The organism is Pseudomonas defluvii, assembly GCF_001695625.1.
Classification (GTDB): Bacteria; Pseudomonadota; Gammaproteobacteria; order Pseudomonadales; family Pseudomonadaceae; genus Aquipseudomonas; species Aquipseudomonas defluvii.
In genome coordinates this window covers 1-16,558 of record NZ_MBPN01000107.1, presented here as the reverse complement: position 1 = coordinate 16,558, position 16,558 = coordinate 1, and the positions used below count along the sequence as shown (strand labels likewise).

The 16,558-nt window shown below is 60.8% G+C and carries 20 protein-coding genes; 1 reads left to right on the top strand and 19 read right to left on the bottom strand.

Features of this window, described 5'->3' with window-relative positions:
• Positions 1 to 126: 126 nt before the first annotated feature.
• The 18 genes from bamB to trmJ all read right to left on the bottom strand — a co-directional run bounded on the left by bamB (position 127) and on the right by trmJ (position 15,113).
• Complete coding sequence (bamB, locus tag EKA13_RS22015) at positions 127 to 1,278, bottom strand: outer membrane protein assembly factor BamB (RefSeq protein ID WP_065761365.1); 1,152 nt, start codon at positions 1,276 to 1,278, stop codon at positions 127 to 129.
• Positions 1,271 to 1,912: a YfgM family protein gene (locus EKA13_RS22010; protein ID WP_065761364.1), complete on the bottom strand. Its 642-nt coding sequence runs from the start codon at positions 1,910 to 1,912 to the stop codon at positions 1,271 to 1,273. The genes bamB and EKA13_RS22010 overlap by 8 nt, the downstream gene beginning before the upstream one ends.
• A 39-nt stretch (positions 1,913 to 1,951) precedes the next feature.
• Positions 1,952 to 3,241, bottom strand: coding sequence for a histidine--tRNA ligase (hisS, locus tag EKA13_RS22005; RefSeq protein WP_065761363.1), 1,290 nt, complete (start codon positions 3,239 to 3,241; stop codon positions 1,952 to 1,954).
• A 23-nt stretch (positions 3,242 to 3,264) separates the two neighbouring features.
• Entirely contained in the window at positions 3,265 to 4,374 is a 1,110-nt protein-coding gene (gene ispG, locus EKA13_RS22000) for a flavodoxin-dependent (E)-4-hydroxy-3-methylbut-2-enyl-diphosphate synthase (protein ID WP_065761362.1), read from the bottom strand.
• 3 nt (positions 4,375 to 4,377) lie between these two features.
• Positions 4,378 to 5,430, bottom strand: a complete 1,053-nt coding sequence (locus tag EKA13_RS21995) for a RodZ domain-containing protein (protein WP_065761361.1) — start codon at positions 5,428 to 5,430, stop codon at positions 4,378 to 4,380.
• Complete coding sequence (gene pilW / locus EKA13_RS21990) at positions 5,430 to 6,188, bottom strand: type IV pilus biogenesis/stability protein PilW (protein ID WP_065761360.1); 759 nt, start codon at positions 6,186 to 6,188, stop codon at positions 5,430 to 5,432. The genes EKA13_RS21995 and pilW overlap by 1 nt, the downstream gene beginning before the upstream one ends.
• Positions 6,189 to 6,201: 13 nt before the next feature.
• The gene (rlmN, locus tag EKA13_RS21985; protein WP_065761359.1) at positions 6,202 to 7,347 is read right to left on the bottom strand and encodes a dual-specificity RNA methyltransferase RlmN; all 1,146 of its coding nucleotides are present in this window, start codon (positions 7,345 to 7,347) and stop codon (positions 6,202 to 6,204) included.
• A gap of 28 nt (positions 7,348 to 7,375) precedes the next feature.
• Positions 7,376 to 7,801 (bottom strand): nucleoside-diphosphate kinase, encoded by a 426-nt coding sequence (gene ndk, locus EKA13_RS21980; protein WP_065761358.1) that lies wholly within the window; start codon positions 7,799 to 7,801, stop codon positions 7,376 to 7,378.
• 90 nt (positions 7,802 to 7,891) lie between these two features.
• Positions 7,892 to 8,092 carry a Fe-S cluster assembly protein IscX gene (gene iscX, locus EKA13_RS21975; protein WP_065761357.1) on the bottom strand — a complete coding sequence of 67 codons (201 nt, stop codon included), beginning with the start codon at positions 8,090 to 8,092 and terminating at the stop codon, positions 7,892 to 7,894.
• Between the two features lie 14 nt (positions 8,093 to 8,106).
• On the bottom strand, positions 8,107 to 8,448 hold the full coding sequence (gene fdx / locus EKA13_RS21970) for an ISC system 2Fe-2S type ferredoxin (protein ID WP_065761356.1): 342 nt from the start codon (positions 8,446 to 8,448) through the stop codon (positions 8,107 to 8,109).
• 3 nt (positions 8,449 to 8,451) lie between these two features.
• A complete protein-coding gene (gene hscA, locus EKA13_RS21965) occupies positions 8,452 to 10,314 on the bottom strand; it encodes a Fe-S protein assembly chaperone HscA (RefSeq protein WP_065761355.1) in 1,863 nt (620 codons plus the stop codon).
• A gap of 41 nt (positions 10,315 to 10,355) precedes the next feature.
• Entirely contained in the window at positions 10,356 to 10,877 is a 522-nt protein-coding gene (gene hscB, locus EKA13_RS21960) for a co-chaperone HscB (protein ID WP_065761354.1), read from the bottom strand.
• A gap of 8 nt (positions 10,878 to 10,885) precedes the next feature.
• Positions 10,886 to 11,209 (bottom strand): iron-sulfur cluster assembly protein IscA, encoded by a 324-nt coding sequence (gene iscA, locus EKA13_RS21955; protein WP_065761353.1) that lies wholly within the window; start codon positions 11,207 to 11,209, stop codon positions 10,886 to 10,888.
• Between the two features lie 28 nt (positions 11,210 to 11,237).
• Positions 11,238 to 11,624, bottom strand: a complete 387-nt coding sequence (iscU, locus tag EKA13_RS21950; RefSeq protein ID WP_002552476.1) for a Fe-S cluster assembly scaffold IscU — start codon at positions 11,622 to 11,624, stop codon at positions 11,238 to 11,240.
• Positions 11,625 to 11,670: 46 nt separating this feature from the next.
• A complete protein-coding gene (locus tag EKA13_RS21945; RefSeq protein WP_065761352.1) occupies positions 11,671 to 12,885 on the bottom strand; it encodes an IscS subfamily cysteine desulfurase in 1,215 nt (404 codons plus the stop codon).
• A gap of 42 nt (positions 12,886 to 12,927) precedes the next feature.
• Complete coding sequence (gene iscR, locus EKA13_RS21940) at positions 12,928 to 13,419, bottom strand: Fe-S cluster assembly transcriptional regulator IscR (protein ID WP_065761351.1); 492 nt, start codon at positions 13,417 to 13,419, stop codon at positions 12,928 to 12,930.
• 152 nt (positions 13,420 to 13,571) lie between these two features.
• Complete coding sequence (cysE, locus tag EKA13_RS21935; protein WP_065761350.1) at positions 13,572 to 14,339, bottom strand: serine O-acetyltransferase; 768 nt, start codon at positions 14,337 to 14,339, stop codon at positions 13,572 to 13,574.
• A complete protein-coding gene (gene trmJ, locus EKA13_RS21930) occupies positions 14,340 to 15,113 on the bottom strand; it encodes a tRNA (cytosine(32)/uridine(32)-2'-O)-methyltransferase TrmJ (protein ID WP_065761349.1) in 774 nt (257 codons plus the stop codon). It abuts the gene before it with no gap.
• A gap of 145 nt (positions 15,114 to 15,258) precedes the next feature.
• On the opposite strand from trmJ, the gene suhB reads away from it, so the two are divergent.
• Positions 15,259 to 16,074 carry a type III secretion system regulator SuhB gene (suhB, locus tag EKA13_RS21925; protein WP_065761348.1) on the top strand — a complete coding sequence of 272 codons (816 nt, stop codon included), beginning with the start codon at positions 15,259 to 15,261 and terminating at the stop codon, positions 16,072 to 16,074.
• A 103-nt stretch (positions 16,075 to 16,177) separates the two neighbouring features.
• On the opposite strand, the gene EKA13_RS21920 is transcribed toward suhB, so the two are convergent.
• Positions 16,178 to 16,558 (bottom strand): glycine zipper 2TM domain-containing protein (locus EKA13_RS21920; RefSeq protein ID WP_065761347.1); only part of this gene is annotated, 381 nt, incomplete at its 5' end.

Below are 16,558 nucleotides of genomic sequence, written 5' to 3'. Positions count from 1 at the left end.
CGGGAACCATGCGGCTCTCCACTGCGTAAATTCAAAAAATACAAAGGCCGCTGCACAGCAGCGGCCGGAGTTCGGACGGCACCAAAGTGCCGCAACCCGAGGCCCTTGCAGGCCTCAAGCATAGACTCAGCGAATGGTCAGCGCTTCCAGCTTGCCGCTGTTGCCATACACATAAATCGTGTCACCCACCACCAGCGGACGCGCGCGCAGGCCGTCACTGTCGATGCGCTCACGGCCAACGAAACGACCATCGACCTGGCTCAGCAAGTGCAGGTAACCCTCAAGGTCACCGACTGCCACATAGCTGGAGAACACCTCAGGGGCCGACAGCTGGCGACGTGCCAGCGAATCGTTGCTCCACAGTGCGGTGGACGAACGCTCATCGATACCTTCGACCGTGCCTGTTGCTTCGCTCACGTAGACGTTACCGAAACCTTGAGCGACACCTGCCGAACTGGAAGCATCACGCTGCCAGAGCACACGACCGCTTTCCAGTTCCAGGCCAGCAACACGCCCCTGGTAGCTAGCAACGTAGATCACACCACCCGACAGCAGCAAACCACCATCGATGTCCACGACACGGTCCAGCTCGGAACGGCCTTGCGGGATGGCCACGCGCTGTTCCCAGACCGGTACGCCGTTCTGGGTATCAAGGGCGATGACCTTGCCGGTCGACAGCCCGGCAACCGCCAGACGGTTGGTCACGATCGGCGCGCCTGTGCCACGCAGGGTCAGTACGGCCGGGGTGCTTTCATAGATCCAGCGGCGGTCACCCGTGCTGGCATCCAGACCGATCACGCGGTCGTCCTGAGTCTGAACGACAACCACGTCACCGTTGGTGGCAGGCGGTGCCAGCACTTCGCTGGTAACGCGCGAGCGCCACTTTTCTTCACCGGTGCTGGCATCCAGGGCAATGACGTCACCCTTGAGGGTACCGACCATGACCAGGCCATAGCCAACACCGACGGCGCCGGAAACCGGCAGTTCCAGCTTCTTCTTCCAGATCACGTCGCCGTTCAGACGATCAAGGCCCATGACCAGGCCGTTGACGTCCGCAGCATAGATACGGTCGTTCTCGATAGCCGGAACGAGCATATTGAAGGTTTCGCCCTGACCATCACCGATCGAACGACTCCATTGCTTTTTCAGCACCACTTCTTCGGTGAACGAAGTCAGCTCGGCCGGCGGCAGTTCCTTTTTACTGTTGCTGCTGCAACCCACGGCCAGAAGAGCCAAGGCCAGCACTGCGGCAGGTTTCCATGCGATCACGTCAGGCATCCCCTTTGGCCAGGTCGTCGAGCTTGAGTTGCAGGCCACCGATGGCGGCATCGTCAGAGAGCGCCGCCTTGGCCTTCTCATAAGCGCTATGGGCATCAGCACTGCGGCCCAGTTGCACCAGCAGGTCGCCCTTGAGCTCTTCACGGCTGGCAAGGAAGGCTTTGTCGGCATCACCATCAAGCAGTTTCAGGGCCTCGTCAGCCTTGTTCTGCGCAGCCAGCACGCGGGCCAGACGCTGGCGGGCGATCTCGCCCAGCGTGGCGTCGGCCGGCTTGTCCATAACGCTCTTCAGCTCAGCGGCTGCGTCATCCAGCTTGCCGCTTTCAACCGCAACCTTGGCCACGAACAGGCTGGCGTACTGCGCATAGGCAGAACCGCCGAACTCGCTCTTGAGCTTGCCGGACAGTTCGGCAACCTTGGCGGTATCAGGCTGACCGCTCGGCGTGAGGGTCGTTTCCAGCAAGGCCTGGTAGAGGTTGGAGGCGCCTTGCGACTGATTGCCCTGGTACTTTTGCCAGGCCTGCCAGCCGAATACCACCACCAGCGCCAGCAGGCCACCGGTTACCAGTGGCTTGCCGTTACGCTGCCACCAGTCCTTGAATGCCGCCAGCTGTTCATCATCGGTACTCGACACCCCAATACTCCTTTTCACCAAATCGGCTGTTGACCCGCTTCACGCCTGCGCGAGGGAAGCTTCCAGGTGCTCGGCCAGAGCATCCCAGGCAATGTTTTGTTGTTCGCCCTGACCACGCAGGGGTTTGAAACCTACCACTTGTTGCGCCAGTTCGTCGTCCCCCAGGATCAAGGCGAACAGCGCTGCGCTCTTGTCGGCCTTCTTGAACTGGCTCTTGAAGCTGCCACCACCGGCGTTCACCTGCAGACGCAGGCCCGGCAGACGATCACGCAGCTTCTCGCTCAGGGTCAGGCCAGCCAGCTCGGCCTGCTCGCCGAACGCACACAGGTAGACATCGACCTGACGGTTGATCGACTCGGGGATCTGCTCCAGGGTTTCCAGCAGCAGGATCAAGCGCTCGATACCCATGGCGAAACCAACGCCCGGGGTCGGCTTGCCGCCCATCTGCTCGACCAGACCATCGTAACGGCCACCCGCGCACACGGTACCCTGGGAACCGAGCTTGTCGGTGACCCACTCGAACACGGTTTTGCTGTAGTAGTCCAGGCCGCGTACCAGCTTGGTATTGATGACGTAAGGAATGCCAGCGGCATCCAGGCGCGCCTTCAGGCCTTCGAAGTGCACGCGAGACTCTTCGTCCAGGTATTCCTCAAGCTTCGGCGCACCGACCAGTACCGCCTGGGTGTTCGGGTCCTTGCTGTCGAGGATACGCAGCGGATTGCTTTTCAGGCGGCGCTGGCTGTCTTCGTCCAGTTCGCTCAGGCGTGCCGAGAGGAACTCGACCAGGGCATCGCGATAGCGCGCACGGGCTTCGCTGGTGCCCAGGCTGTTCAGCTCAAGCTTGACCGCGTCGCGAATGCCCAGCAGGCCCCACAGGCGCCAGGTCAGGACGATCAGCTCAGCGTCGATGTCCGGACCGTCGAGGTTGAAGACCTCGACACCGATCTGGTGGAACTGACGGTAGCGGCCTTTCTGCGGACGCTCGTGGCGGAACATCTGGCCGATGTACCACAGTTTCTGTACCTGGCCGCCGCCGCTGATGCCGTGCTCCAGCACCGCGCGAACGCAGGCGGCCGTGCCTTCAGGGCGCAGGGTCAGCGAGTCGCCGTTACGGTCGGCGAAGGTGTACATCTCTTTCTCGACGATGTCGGTCACTTCACCAATCGAGCGCTTGAACAGCTCGGTGAACTCGACAATCGGCGTACGAATCTGACGATAGCCGTAGGTGTCGAGGAGGCCGGCCACGGTGCTCTCGAAGTAGCGCCATAGCGGGGTCTGCTCGGGCAGAATGTCGTTCATGCCACGGATGGCTTGCAGCGATTTGCTCACGGGAAATCCTTAGCGATACGGTGTCAGCCGCGGGCGATCAGCGCCGCGTCGGCCTCGGCCTTCTCGGCCGCTTTCTGGCGGATCAGCTTTTCCAGCTCATCAACCAGGTTGTCATTGGTCAGTTTCTGCGACGGCTTGCCATCGATGTAGATCAGGTTCGGCGTACCACCGGTCAGCCCGACATGGGCTTCCTTGGCTTCACCGGGGCCATTGACCACACAGCCGATGACCGCAACGTCCAGCGGTACCAGCAAGTCTTCCAGGCGCCCTTCCAGCTCGTTCATGGTCTTGACCACATCGAAATTCTGCCGCGAGCAGCTCGGGCAGGCGATGAAGTTGATACCACGCGAACGCAGGTGCAGCGACTTGAGGATGTCGTAACCGACCTTCACTTCTTCGACCGGATCGGCCGCCAGCGAGATGCGGATAGTATCGCCAATCCCTTCGGCAAGCAGCATGCCCAGGCCAACCGCCGATTTTACCGTCCCCGAACGCAGGCCACCGGCTTCGGTGATACCCAGGTGCAACGGCTGGATGATCTGCTTGGCAAGCAAGCGGTAGGCTTCGACGGCCATGAACACATCGGACGCCTTCACGCTGACCTTGAAGTCCTGGAAGTCCAGGCGATCGAGGTGCTCGACATGGCGCAGGGCCGACTCAACCAGCGCAGCCGGGGTCGGTTCACCGTACTTTTTCTGCAGGTCCTTTTCCAGCGAACCGGCGTTGACGCCAATGCGGATCGGGATACCACGGTCACGTGCCGCATCGACCACCGCACGCACACGGTCTTCACGACCGATGTTGCCCGGGTTGATACGCAGGCAGTCGACACCCAGTTCGGCCACGCGCAAGGCAATGCGGTAGTCGAAGTGGATGTCTGCCACCAAGGGCACGCTGACCTGTTGCTTGATCTTGCCAAACGCTTCGGCAGCGTCCATGTCCGGTACCGAGACACGCACGATATCGACACCGGCATCGACCAGCCGGTTGATCTGCGCCACGGTGGCGGCGACATCGTTGGTATCGGTGTTGGTCATGCTCTGGACGGCAATGGGTGCATCGCCGCCGACAGGTACATTACCTACCCAGATTTTCCGGGATTCGCGCCGTTTGATCGGAGATTCGCCGTGCATGACTTATTGTCCCAACTTCAGGCGAGCGGTCTCGCCACTGGTGAACGGCGCAAGGTCGACTGGCTGACCGTTGTAGCTCAGTTGCACGCCCTTGGCGTAGCCGAAGCGCACCGCAAACGGTGGCTTGCCGCTGACGTCCAGGCTGTCGCCCTTGCGCTTGATGGCACTGAACAGCACCTTGCCGTTGCCGTCGATAACTGACGTCCAGCAATCGGCATTGAATTGAACATGCACCTTGCCACTGCCTGCAACCGCAGGCTCTGCGGCCGCGACGACAGCCGGGGCCACAATTGGGGCCGGAGCCGGCACGACGGGCTTGGCCGGCGCAACAGGTACCACAGGTACCACAGGTGCAGCCGGAGCGGCTGGCGCTGCCGGCACGACCGCTGCAGCAGCGGGTTTGGCAGGCGTCACAGCCACTGGCGCGGCTGGAGCCACGGCCGCTGCTGGTTCGCTCGCAGGTGCAGGGGCTTCCACGTCTGGCTGGGCCTGTTCAAGGCTCAAATCAGTGCTTTGCGGTTGTTGCGATGCATCGACGGCCTGATCTTCCGGCTCGTCCAGCGGATGAATTTGCGTCGTGCCGTCGGCGCTCTCGACCTCGACATGCTCCATGGCAATGGTCGCCAGGTCCTTGCCATGCCGACGGGTTTGATCCTGCCACCAGAAATAACCACCACCGACCACCGCCAGCAGCAGCACGAGGCTTACGCCACGCAAAATGTTATGCGACAACCGCACAGGCTCTTCAATACGGCCCAAGGCATGCACATCGCTGCCCTGGGCATGGGTGCCAGTGCACTGGTCAAAGGCCTGAACCAACGCTGCCTGATCCATGTCGAGCAACTTGGCGTAGGCACGGATATAACCACGGGCAAAGGTATGCCCAGGCAGCTTGTCGAAGGCGCCGGCTTCAAGATTGCTCAGGGAACTCACGGTCAAGTTGAGCTTGTGGGCCACTTCGGCCTGCGACCAGCCCCTGTTTTCACGGGCCTGACGCAAAATCTCACCGGGATTCTCGCGAGTCGCTGCTACTGCTTCGGGATGCGCCGCTTTCATCATTGCTCCGACAGGTATTGCTGATATTCCGGCGTACCGGGATAAAGTCGTTGTAATTGCAGGCCCAGCTCGGCGGCCTTGTTCGATTCTTCAAACACCGTTGCCAGGCGACTGCCCAGCAGCAGGCTGCGGGCATTGGGGTCGCTCAGTTGGCTGAAACGATCGTAGAAGTCTCGGGCCGGCACATAATGCCTGTCTTCGTAAGACAACTCAGCCATTTCCAACAACGCATGGGGTTGATGACGGTTGAGCCGTAAAGCCTTTTCCAGGTATTCCCGCGCCTGCTCGCGCTGATCGAGCTTCAAGGCGGTTAGCCCCAGGCTTTCGAACACCCGCGAACGTTCAGGATACAGGGTATCGGCAGCCGCGCGACGAAACATCTGCTCGGCATCGGTGTAGCGGCCTTGAGCATAAAGGAAGCTGCCGAAATTGTTGCGAATTCGGGTGTTGTCCGGGGCCTGCGCCAGCGCCTTGCGAAAGTGCTGCTCTGCCAGTACCGCTTCACCTTCAGCCTGGAACACCAGGGCCAGGGCAGCATGCGCATCAGCATCGTCAGCATTGAGTTCAAGGGCCTTTTTCAACGGCCACTTGGCACGCTCGGTCAACCCCTGCTTCAAGTACCCCAGGCCCAACTGCACATACGCCTGAACCGCCTCGACCCGCGCCTTGCTGCTGACCGGCGTACCAGGCTCACCGGTCGACGCACAGCCTGCCAACAGAGCGACCAGCAGGATCGGCAGCGCAGCGCGTGGGGTCATGGAGATCCTCTCTTCAGTTCTGCACGGCCGTGTTCGGCGCATCACCATCAGCATTCAACTGACGAACGGCGATGTAACGCTCACTACGACGGGTGCGATCCATGACCTGACCGACCAACTGACCACATGCCGCGTCGATGTCTTCACCACGGGTGGTGCGTACCGTCACGTTGTAGCCGGCATGATGCAGGTGGTCCTGGAAACGGCGGATAGCGTTGTTGCTCGGCCGCTCGTAACCGGAATGCGGGAACGGGTTGAACGGAATCAGGTTGATCTTGCACGGAACGTTTTTCAGCAGCTCGGCCATTTCCACGGCATGTTCGAGCTTGTCGTTGACGTCCTTGAGCAGGGTGTACTCGATGGTCAGTACGCGCTTTTCGCCCAGCTCGGACATGTAGCGCATGCACGAGTCGAGCACCACGCTGAGCGGGTACTTCTTGTTGATCGGCACCAGTTCGTTGCGCAGCGCATCGTTCGGCGCGTGCAGCGAAAGTGCCAGGGAGACGTCGATGTGCTTGGCCAGCTCATCGATCATCGGTACCACGCCGGAGGTGGACAGGGTCACCCGGCGCTTGGAAATGCCATAGCCGAGGTCGTCCATCATCAAATGCATGGCCGCGACGACGTTGTCGAAGTTCAGCAGCGGCTCGCCCATGCCCATCATCACCACGTTGGTGATGGCACGGTCGATCTTGGCCGGTACAGTGCCGAACGACTTGTTGGCAATCCACACCTGGCCGATGACTTCGGCGGCGGTGAGGTTGCTGTTGAAACCTTGCTTGCCGGTGGAGCAGAAACTGCAGTCCAGGGCGCAACCGGCCTGGGACGAGACACACAGCGTGCCACGCTTGCCCTGGGGGATGTAGACGGTCTCGACGCAGCTGCCGGACGCCACGCGCACGACCCATTTGCGGGTACCGTCGCTGGAGATGTCCTCGCTGACCACTTCCGGACCGCGAACCTCGGCACAGGCCTTGAGCTTTTCGCGCAAGGCCTTGCCGACGTTGGTCATGGCGTCGAAATCATCAACGCCAAAGTGGTGAATCCACTTCATGACCTGACCGGCACGGAAGCGCTTCTCCCCGATTGAGTCGAAGAATTTTTCCATTTCCGGCTGGGTTAGACCCAACAGGTTGATTTTGCCAGTCGATGTCGTCATGGATTCACCCTCACTCGTCAGCCTTCGCTTAGCGAGTGGTTACTTCAGTAGCTGCGAAGAAGTAAGCGATTTCGCGAGCAGCAGCGGCTTCGGAGTCCGAACCGTGTACGGCGTTGGCGTCGATGGACTCAGCGAAGTCAGCGCGGATGGTACCGGCAGCAGCTTCTTTAGGGTTGGTAGCGCCCATCAGCTCACGGTTCAGAGCGATGGCGTTTTCGCCTTCCAGAACCTGGACAACAACTGGACCGGAGGTCATGAAGGCAACCAGGTCGCCGAAGAAGCCACGAGCGCTGTGCTCAGCGTAGAAGCCTTCAGCTTCGGCTTTGGACAGTTGCTTCATTTTCGAAGCGACGACGCGCAGGCCGGCTTTTTCGAAACGAGTGGTGATCTCGCCGATGACGTTCTTGGCAACTGCGTCAGGCTTGATGATCGAGAAAGTACGTTGAACAGCCATGGAAAACTCCAGAAACAGTAAGTGAAGCGAAAAATTAAACCCGCGAATTATACGCGGGTTCTTAGGGATTGCCTAACCTGCCGAGCGTACTCAGTCGGCTTCGTCGATCCAGGCGGCCTGGATCGCTTCCAGAACCTTCTCGCCGCCACGCTGTGGATCGTCGCTGAACTCCGGCAAAGCCAGAACCCACTGATGCAGATCGACGAAGTTCACATAACGAGGATCGACTTCCGGCTTGCTTTCGGCAAGCTGGATTGCAATTTCAAGTACATCAACCCATTTCAGACTCATGATGGCTCCTTGAATCAGTGCGGCGCTTCGGCGGCCAGGTTGATCGTGTACTTCGGAATCTCGATGGTCAGGTCTTCCTCACCCACGAATACCTGACAGGCCAGACGCGACTGGCGCTCCAGGCCCCAGGCCTTATCGAGCATGTCTTCTTCGAGCTCGTCAGCTTCCTCGAGCGAATCGAAACCTTCACGCACGATGCAATGGCAAGTGGTGCAGGCGCACACGCCGCCACATGCGCTTTCCATCTCGATATGGTGCTCGTGGGCCAACTCCAGGATATTAGTACCCGGCTCCACCTCCACCACAAGACCGTCCGGACAGAACTTCTCGTGGGGCAGAAAAATCACCTGCGGCATCAGTTATTCCTCGATCTCATTCAGGTTGCGCCCGGCCAACGCGGCTTTTACCGTCGAATCAAGGCGGCGGGCTGCAAAAGCATCGGTCACCTGCGACAGACGCTTGGTCTGCTGCTCGATGGCCGCGCCATCGGTGCCGTTCATCAATTCACGCAACTCGTGCATCTGATGCTCGATCGCCAGACGCTCTTCGGCGCTGAGCAAACGGTCACCATCGACATCCAGGGCGCCTTGCACCGCCTCGATCAGGCGCTGAGCATCGACCTGGTGCTCGCGCAACTGACGGGCGGTCTTGTCGAAGCCGGCGTGCTCGAAGGAGTCCTTGAGCATGCGGGCGATCTCACCGTCGGTCAGACCGTAGGACGGCTTGACCTGAATGCTGGCCTCGACACCCGAACCCAGTTCACGGGCCGCCACGCTGAGCAGGCCATCGGCGTCGACCTGGAAGGTCACACGGATTTTTGCGGCACCGGCAACCATCGCCGGGATGCCACGCAGCTCGAAACGCGCCAGGGAACGGCAGTCGCTGATCAGCTCACGCTCGCCCTGCAGCACATGAATCATCATGGCTGTCTGGCCGTCTTTGTAGGTGGTGAACTCCTGAGCGCGTGCCACCGGGATCGTGGTGTTGCGCGGAATCACCTTTTCCATAAGGCCGCCCATGGTCTCAAGGCCCAAGGACAGCGGGATCACGTCAAGCAGCAGCAACTCGCCACCGTCGCGACGATTACCAGCCAGGGTATCCGCCTGAATGGCAGCGCCAATGGCCACGACCTGATCCGGGTCGATTTCGGTCAGTGGCGTACGCCCAAACAGTGCGCCAACCGCCTCGCGCACACGCGGCACGCGGGTCGAGCCGCCGACCATTACCACGGCCCCGACTTCGTCCAGCTCAATGCCACTGTCGCGCACCGCACGACGGCAAGCCTTGAGGCTGCGTGCGACCATCGGCTCAATCAGCGCATCAAACGCTTCGCGGGTCAGCTCAGCCTGCCATTGACCGTAAGCCACCGGCACGCTATCGGCCGTGGTCAGGGCTTCCTTGGCGGCACACGCCGTTTGCAGCAGCTGGCGCTGCGCGCCCGGATCGAGGTCAGCCGACAGGCCGGCCTGCTCAACGATCCAGCTGGCAATGGCGTGATCGAAATCGTCGCCGCCCAGGGCACTGTCGCCGCCGGTAGCCAGCACTTCAAACACGCCGCCGGTCAGGCGCAGGATGGAAATATCGAAGGTACCGCCACCCAGGTCATAGATGGCCACCAGGCCTTCGGCATTCTGGTCCAGGCCATAGGCCACCGCGGCCGCGGTTGGCTCGTTGAGCAGGCGCAATACATTGAGGCCCGCCAGCTTGGCGGCGTCCTTGGTGGCCTGGCGCTGAGCGTCGTCGAAATACGCTGGCACGGTGATCACCGCACCCACCAGTTCACCCCCGAGGGTGTCTTCAGCACGCTGGCGCAGTACCCGCAGGATCTCGGCCGAAACCTCTACAGGGCTTTTCGCACCCTGCACGGTATCGATGAACGGCATGTGCGATTCACCGCCGACAAAGCGGTAAGGCAGTTGATCACCCAACTGTTTGACATCCGCCAGGCCACGCCCCATCAGGCGCTTGACCGACAATACGGTATTGAGCGGGTCGCTGGAGGCAGCCGCCTTGGCTGAATGCCCGACCTCGACGCGGTCAGCGTGGTAACGCACCGCAGACGGCAGGATAACCCGACCTTCGGAGTCGGCCAGTGGTTCGGAAAGACCGCTGCGCAGCGCAGCGACCAGCGAATTGGTGGTGCCAAGGTCGATGCCCACCGCCAGACGACGCTGGTGGGGCTGAGGGCTCTGACCGGGTTCAGCGATCTGCAGTAGGGCCATGCTTATTCGGGTACCAGAGGGGCCGCCAGGGCGGCACCGGGTTAATCGTCGAGGCGCTCTTCCAACTGGCGCACTTCGTAGGCGAGCTTGTCGAGGAACTGCATGCGGCGCATCAGGCGCTCGGCCTGCTCACGCTGCGCAGCCACATCCCAGCAAGCGGCGAAGTCCTCATTGAGGGCCTCCTGAGCAACTTTCAAGCGGTGCTTGAAGGCTGCAACGCCCTCGAGGTCGGCACTGTCCTGCAGGTCTTCAAGCTCCTCGCGCCACTGCATCTGCTGCAGCAGGAACTGAGGGTCGTGGACGGTGACTTCCTGCGGCACTTCATGGCCGCCGATCGCCAGCAGGTAACGGGCACGTCGCGGCGCGCTCTTGAGCGTCTGGTAGGCTTCATTGAGGCCAGCCGAACGCTCCAGCGCCAAGCGCTGCTCGCGCTCGGAAGCATCGGCGAAGCGGTCCGGATGGACCTCGCGGGCCAGCTCGCGATAACGCGCGGCCAACTTGTCGAGGTCCAGGCGGAAGCCAGGTTGCAGGTCAAACAGGGCGAAATGACAAGGAGTACCCACAATCTGCCTCAAACGTTGAAGCTTTCGCCGCAGCCACACTCACCGCGCACGTTGGGGTTGTTGAACTTGAAGCCTTCGTTCAACCCTTCCTTGACGAAATCGAGCTCGGTACCGTCAAGGTAAACCAGGCTTTTCGGGTCGATGATCACCTTCACGCCATGGCTTTCGAAGACCTGGTCCTCACTGCCCTGCTCGTCGACGAACTCCAGCACGTAGGCCAGACCGGAGCAGCCGGTGGTACGTACGCCCAGGCGAATGCCTTCACCCTTGCCACGTCCTTCGAGGGAGCGCCGCACATGGTTGGCGGCGGCTTCTGTCATGCTGATAGCCATCGGAACTCCTTAACCTGCAACAAGCGACTTAGAGCAAGCCTTTCTTCTGCTTGTAATCACGAACGGCCGCCTTGATGGCGTCTTCGGCGAGTACCGAGCAGTGGATTTTAACCGGCGGCAGCGCCAGTTCTTCAGCCAGCTGAGTGTTCTTGATGGTTTCAGCCTCGTCCAGCGTCTTGCCCTTCATCCACTCAGTGGCCAGGGAGCTGGAAGCGATAGCCGAACCGCAGCCATAGGTCTTGAACTTGGCGTCTTCGATAACACCCTGCTCGTTGACCTTGATCTGCAGGCGCATGACGTCGCCGCACGCAGGTGCGCCAACCATGCCGGTACCGACATCCGGGTCCTCGGCATTCATCTTGCCGACGTTACGCGGGTTTTCGTAATGGTCGATGACCTTTTCACTGTATGCCATGGTGCAATTCCTTCCTCATCAGAGAGCCGCTCTTGCTGGCGACTACTTAGTGCGCAGCCCACTCGATCTTGGAGATGTCGACGCCGTCTTTGTACATGTCCCACAGCGGCGACAATTCGCGCAGCTTGGTAACTGCCTCGCACACTTTCTGCGCGGCGTAGTCGATTTCTTCTTCAGTGCTGAAGCGACCGAAGGTGAAACGGATAGAACTGTGTGCCAGCTCGTCGTTGCGGCCCAGGGCGCGCAGCACGTAGGACGGCTCCAGCGAGGCCGAGGTGCAGGCCGAACCGGACGAAACGGCCAGGTCCTTGAGCGCCATGATCAGCGACTCGCCTTCGACGTAGTTGAAGCTCAGGTTCAGGTTGTGCGGTACGCGGGCGGTCATGCTGCCGTTGACGTACAGCTCTTCCAGGCCTTCGACCTGCTTGAAGAAGCGCTCGCTCAGGGCCTTGATACGCTGGTTTTCGCTGGCCATTTCCTGCTTGGCGATGGCAAAGGCTTCACCCATGCCGACGATCTGGTGGGTGGCCAGGGTGCCGGAACGCATGCCACGCTCGTGACCGCCACCGTGCATGGTGGCTTCCAGGCGTACGCGAGGCTTGCGGCTGACGTACAGCGCGCCGATACCTTTAGGGCCGTAGGTCTTGTGGGCCGAGAAGGACATCAGGTCGACCTTCAGCTTCTGCAGGTCGATTTCGACCTTGCCAGTGGACTGGGCCGCGTCGACATGGAACAGCACGCCACGGGAGCGGGTCAGCTCACCGATGGCGGCGATGTCGTTGATGGTGCCGATTTCGTTGTTCACGTGCATGACCGAAACCAGGATGGTGTCGTCACGCAGTGCCGCTTCAACCATGGCCGGGGTAATCAGGCCGTCTTCACCGGGCTCGATGTAGGTGACTTCAAAACCTTCACGCTCCAGTTGGCGCATGGTGTCCAGGACCGCCTTGTGCTCGATCTTGGAGGTGATGAGGTGCTTGCCCTTGGTCGAATAGAAGTGCGCGACACCCTTGATTGCCAGGTTGTCGGACTCGGTGGCACCGCTGGTCCAGACAATTTCCCGCGGATCGGCATTGACCAGGTCAGCAACCTGGCGACGAGCATTTTCGACCGACTCTTCGGCTTTCCAGCCAAAAACATGGGAGCGCGAGGCCGGGTTACCGAAGTTTCCGTCGACCAGCAGGCACTCGCTCATTTTCTGCGCGACGCGTGGGTCGACCGGCGTGGTCGCGGAGTAATCGAGGTAGATCGGCAACTTCATTGAATATCTCCTATCAGGCGGTCGCGTCGCGCGTCGAAACGGTCATTCGACGGCGGACGTCTCAATCTTGTCCAGCTGCGGTGCCCGGCCTGCGATTCGACGCAAGTCCTGACGCTGGGCGACCTCTTGCACGTCACTGCGAGTGACAAGGTCAGCCAGGCTGATACCGCTGAGGAATTCGTGAATCTGCTGGCTGAGATCGCACCACAGGTGGTGAGTCAGGCAGGTATCGCCGGCGTGGCAATCACCCAGGCCCTGGCAGCGCGTAGCATCGACCGATTCATTGACCGCATCGATAACTTGCGCGACTTGAATGCTCCCCATGTCTCGCGACAGCTGATAGCCACCGCCCGGACCGCGCACACTGGAAACCAGACTGCTACGACGCAGCTTGGCAAACAGCTGCTCCAGATAAGAGAGGGAAATGCCTTGGCGCTCGGAAATGTCGGCCAGGGACACCGGCCCATGCTGCGCGTGCAATGCCAGGTCGAGCATGGCGGTCACGGCGTATCGGCCTTTTGTAGTCAGTCGCATGGCTAGTAGGTACCACGGAGTTACGGGATGTGAGCGAGTATGCTATTCCCGAGCATTTAAGTCAACTATAAGACCTAGTGCTTTAGTCGGGATTGAGCCTGGACGGCGGCGGAATAATAGCAAAGTCGGGGCGTGAGCACACGCCCCTTCTGTCAATGCGTCGCGGCGTCGCTACGCGGCTCGGCCTTGACCTCGGCAAAGTCCTCGTCGCGCAAGGCAGGCAGCTCCTTGGCACAGTAGTCACTGCCCAGGTTTTTCAAGGCACCGCACATGTCCTCCAGGCGCCCATCCACCGCATGCAGGTGATCAAGCAACTGACCAATGGCGCGCGCGACCGGGTCTGGCATGTCTTCGCTGACGCCGTAGGCATCAAACATGGCCTTGCGCTTGGCTTCCTGCTCGGCATCGGTCTTGACGATGATGCGCCCCGGAATACCTACCGCCGTGGCACCGGCCGGCACGGCCTTGGTCACCACGGCGTTGGAGCCGATCTTGGCCCCGGCACCGACCGTGAACGGGCCGAGCACCTTGGCACCAGCACCCACGACCACGCCATCTTCCAGCGTGGGGTGGCGCTTACCCTTGTTCCAGCTGGTACCGCCAAGCGTCACGCCCTGGTACAGGGTGACATCGTTGCCGATCTCGGCCGTCTCGCCAATCACGATACCCATACCGTGATCGATGAAGAAACGCCGCCCCACCTTGGCACCCGGGTGAATTTCGATGCCGGTCAGCCAACGGCCGAAGTTCGACACCAACCGCGCCAGCCACTTCCACTCCCGCACCCACAGGGCATGCGCTGCACGGTGCAGCCAGATTGCGTGCATACCCGGGTAGCAGGTCAGCACCTCAAAGGCATTGCGCGCCGCCGGATCACGGTGGAAAACGCTCTGGATATCTTCACGCAGACGCTCGAACATCTATTGATCCTTCCGCTTATGCGGCTCGCCACGGGCCATTTTCTGGGTTTCCGTGAGGATGCCGCGCAAAATACTCATTTCCGAACGATTCACCGAACTACGCCCATACAGTCGACGCAAGCGCGACATCAGGTGCTTGGGCTTCTCCGGGTCGAGAAAACCGATCTCGACCAGGGTCTTTTCCAAATGCTCGTAGAACAGCTCCATCTCATCCATGGTCGCCAGCTCGCCACTGCGTACCGACGCCACTTCGACTTTCTCGACTTTCGACGGCCGCCCCTCGATGGCCAGCCATGCCATGCGCACCTCATAGGCGAGCACCTGCACGGCGGCCCCAAGGTTCAGCGAACTGAAGTCGGGGTTGGACGGGATATGCACGTGATAATGACATCGCTGCAGCTCGTCGTTGGTCAGGCCGGAGTGCTCACGCCCGAACACCAGGGCGACTTCAGCGCCCTGCCCGGCATCCTCGACCACCTTCGCGCCACACTCGCGCGGGTCGAGCATCGGCCAGGGGATGCGCCGATCACGGGCACTGGTACCGATCACCAACGTACAACCGACCAGCGCCTCTTCAAGCGTGGCCACCACCTGGGCACCCGCCAGCACGTCATCGGCACCCGATGCACGAGCACTGGCTTCGTGGGAGGGGAAATGGAGCGGATCGACCAGTACCAGACGCGACAAGCCCATGTTCTTCATGGCACGCGCAGCCCCACCGATATTGCCGGGGTGGCTGGTATTGACCAGGACAACACGAATATTTTGCAGCACGGCAAGGGCTCACAGACACGGTAAAGGGGGAGCAAATCTTACAGAACCGACCGACGTTACGCTACGAAAGCAAATGTCACCCTTCTTCATAGAAAGTTTTCTGATAGAATGTTCGGCTTTCTTTAACGACCCAGGTGAAACGTCCATGCAGCCCATGCTGAATATCGCGCTGCGCGCCGCCCGCAGCGCCAGTGAACTGATTTTCCGCTCCATCGAGCGCCTGGATACCATCAAGGTTGATGAGAAGGACGCCAAGGACTACGTGTCCGAGGTCGACCGCGCCGCCGAGCAAACCATCATCGCGGCCCTGCGCAAGGCTTACCCTACCCACGCCATCTACGGCGAAGAAACCGGCCTGCACGCCGGCAGCGGCGAAGGTGAAGACTACCTGTGGATCATTGACCCACTGGACGGCACCACCAACTTCCTGCGTGGCGTACCACACTTCGCTGTCAGCATCGCCTGCAAGTACCGCGGCCGCCTGGAACACGCCGTAGTTCTGGACCCTGTCCGCCAGGAAGAATTCACCGCCAGCCGTGGCCGTGGCGCCCAACTGAACGGTCGTCGCCTGCGCGTCAGCTCCCGCACCAGCCTGGAAGGCGCACTGCTGGGCACCGGCTTCCCATTCCGTGACAACCAGATGGACAACCTGGACAACTACCTGGGCATGTTCCGCTCCCTGGTTGGCCAGACCGCAGGCATCCGCCGCGCTGGCGCCGCCAGCCTCGACCTGGCCTATGTGGCCGCCGGTCGCTTTGATGCGTTCTGGGAGTCGGGCCTGTCTGAATGGGACATGGCTGCAGGCACCCTGCTGATTCAAGAAGCGGGCGGCCTGGTGAGCGACTTCACCGGCGGTCACGACTTCCTGGAAAAAGGCCATATCGTTGCCGGCAACATCAAGTGCTTCAAGGCGGTACTGACGGCCATCCAGCCGCACCTGCCGGCCTCGCTGAAACGCTGAGTTCCAGCCAAGCAACAAGGCTAACGACAAAGCCCCTGACCGAAAGGCCAGGGGCTTTTTGTTTAAGCGCTGATCACTGGCAAGCCAGTGTCACATCACCCACTCACTGCCCCGCCGGGGCCTGCCCCAGAATCAACTGGCCATTCTTGTCCAGCGGGATCTGTGAGCCTGGGTCACGATCCATGCGCACCTTGCCGACCTTGTCACCAATCGAATACTTCACGTCATAGCCCACGACCTTCTCACTCAGGTCATTAACCGTATTGCAGCGCGTCTCGGTGGTGGTGTAGGTGTCTTTGTTCTGCATGTTCTCCTGCACCTTGTTACCGGCATAACCACCACCCACCGCACCGGCCACGGTTGCAATCTTCTTGCCGGTACCACCGCCAATCTGGTTGCCCAGCAGGCCACCAGCCACGGCACCGATCACGGTACCCGCAATCTGATGCTGATCCTTGACCGGCGCCTGGCGGGTTACCGCGAC

Coding starts and splice junctions, on each gene's coding strand:
- bamB (WP_065761365.1), bottom strand. CDS start 1,278: ATGCCTGACGTGATCGCATGGAAACCTGCCGCAGTGCTGGCCTTGGCT.
- ispG (WP_065761362.1), bottom strand. CDS start 4,374: ATGCACGGCGAATCTCCGATCAAACGGCGCGAATCCCGGAAAATCTGG.
- EKA13_RS21995 (WP_065761361.1), bottom strand. CDS start 5,430: ATGAAAGCGGCGCATCCCGAAGCAGTAGCAGCGACTCGCGAGAATCCC.
- pilW (WP_065761360.1), bottom strand. CDS start 6,188: ATGACCCCACGCGCTGCGCTGCCGATCCTGCTGGTCGCTCTGTTGGCA.
- rlmN (WP_065761359.1), bottom strand. CDS start 7,347: ATGACGACATCGACTGGCAAAATCAACCTGTTGGGTCTAACCCAGCCG.
- ndk (WP_065761358.1), bottom strand. CDS start 7,801: ATGGCTGTTCAACGTACTTTCTCGATCATCAAGCCTGACGCAGTTGCC.
- iscX (WP_065761357.1), bottom strand. CDS start 8,092: ATGAGTCTGAAATGGGTTGATGTACTTGAAATTGCAATCCAGCTTGCC.
- fdx (WP_065761356.1), bottom strand. CDS start 8,448: ATGCCGCAGGTGATTTTTCTGCCCCACGAGAAGTTCTGTCCGGACGGT.
- hscA (WP_065761355.1), bottom strand. CDS start 10,314: ATGGCCCTACTGCAGATCGCTGAACCCGGTCAGAGCCCTCAGCCCCAC.
- iscA (WP_065761353.1), bottom strand. CDS start 11,209: ATGGCTATCAGCATGACAGAAGCCGCCGCCAACCATGTGCGGCGCTCC.
- iscU (WP_002552476.1), bottom strand. CDS start 11,624: ATGGCATACAGTGAAAAGGTCATCGACCATTACGAAAACCCGCGTAAC.
- EKA13_RS21945 (WP_065761352.1), bottom strand. CDS start 12,885: ATGAAGTTGCCGATCTACCTCGATTACTCCGCGACCACGCCGGTCGAC.
- iscR (WP_065761351.1), bottom strand. CDS start 13,419: ATGCGACTGACTACAAAAGGCCGATACGCCGTGACCGCCATGCTCGAC.
- cysE (WP_065761350.1), bottom strand. CDS start 14,339: ATGTTCGAGCGTCTGCGTGAAGATATCCAGAGCGTTTTCCACCGTGAT.
- suhB (WP_065761348.1), top strand. CDS start 15,259: ATGCAGCCCATGCTGAATATCGCGCTGCGCGCCGCCCGCAGCGCCAGT.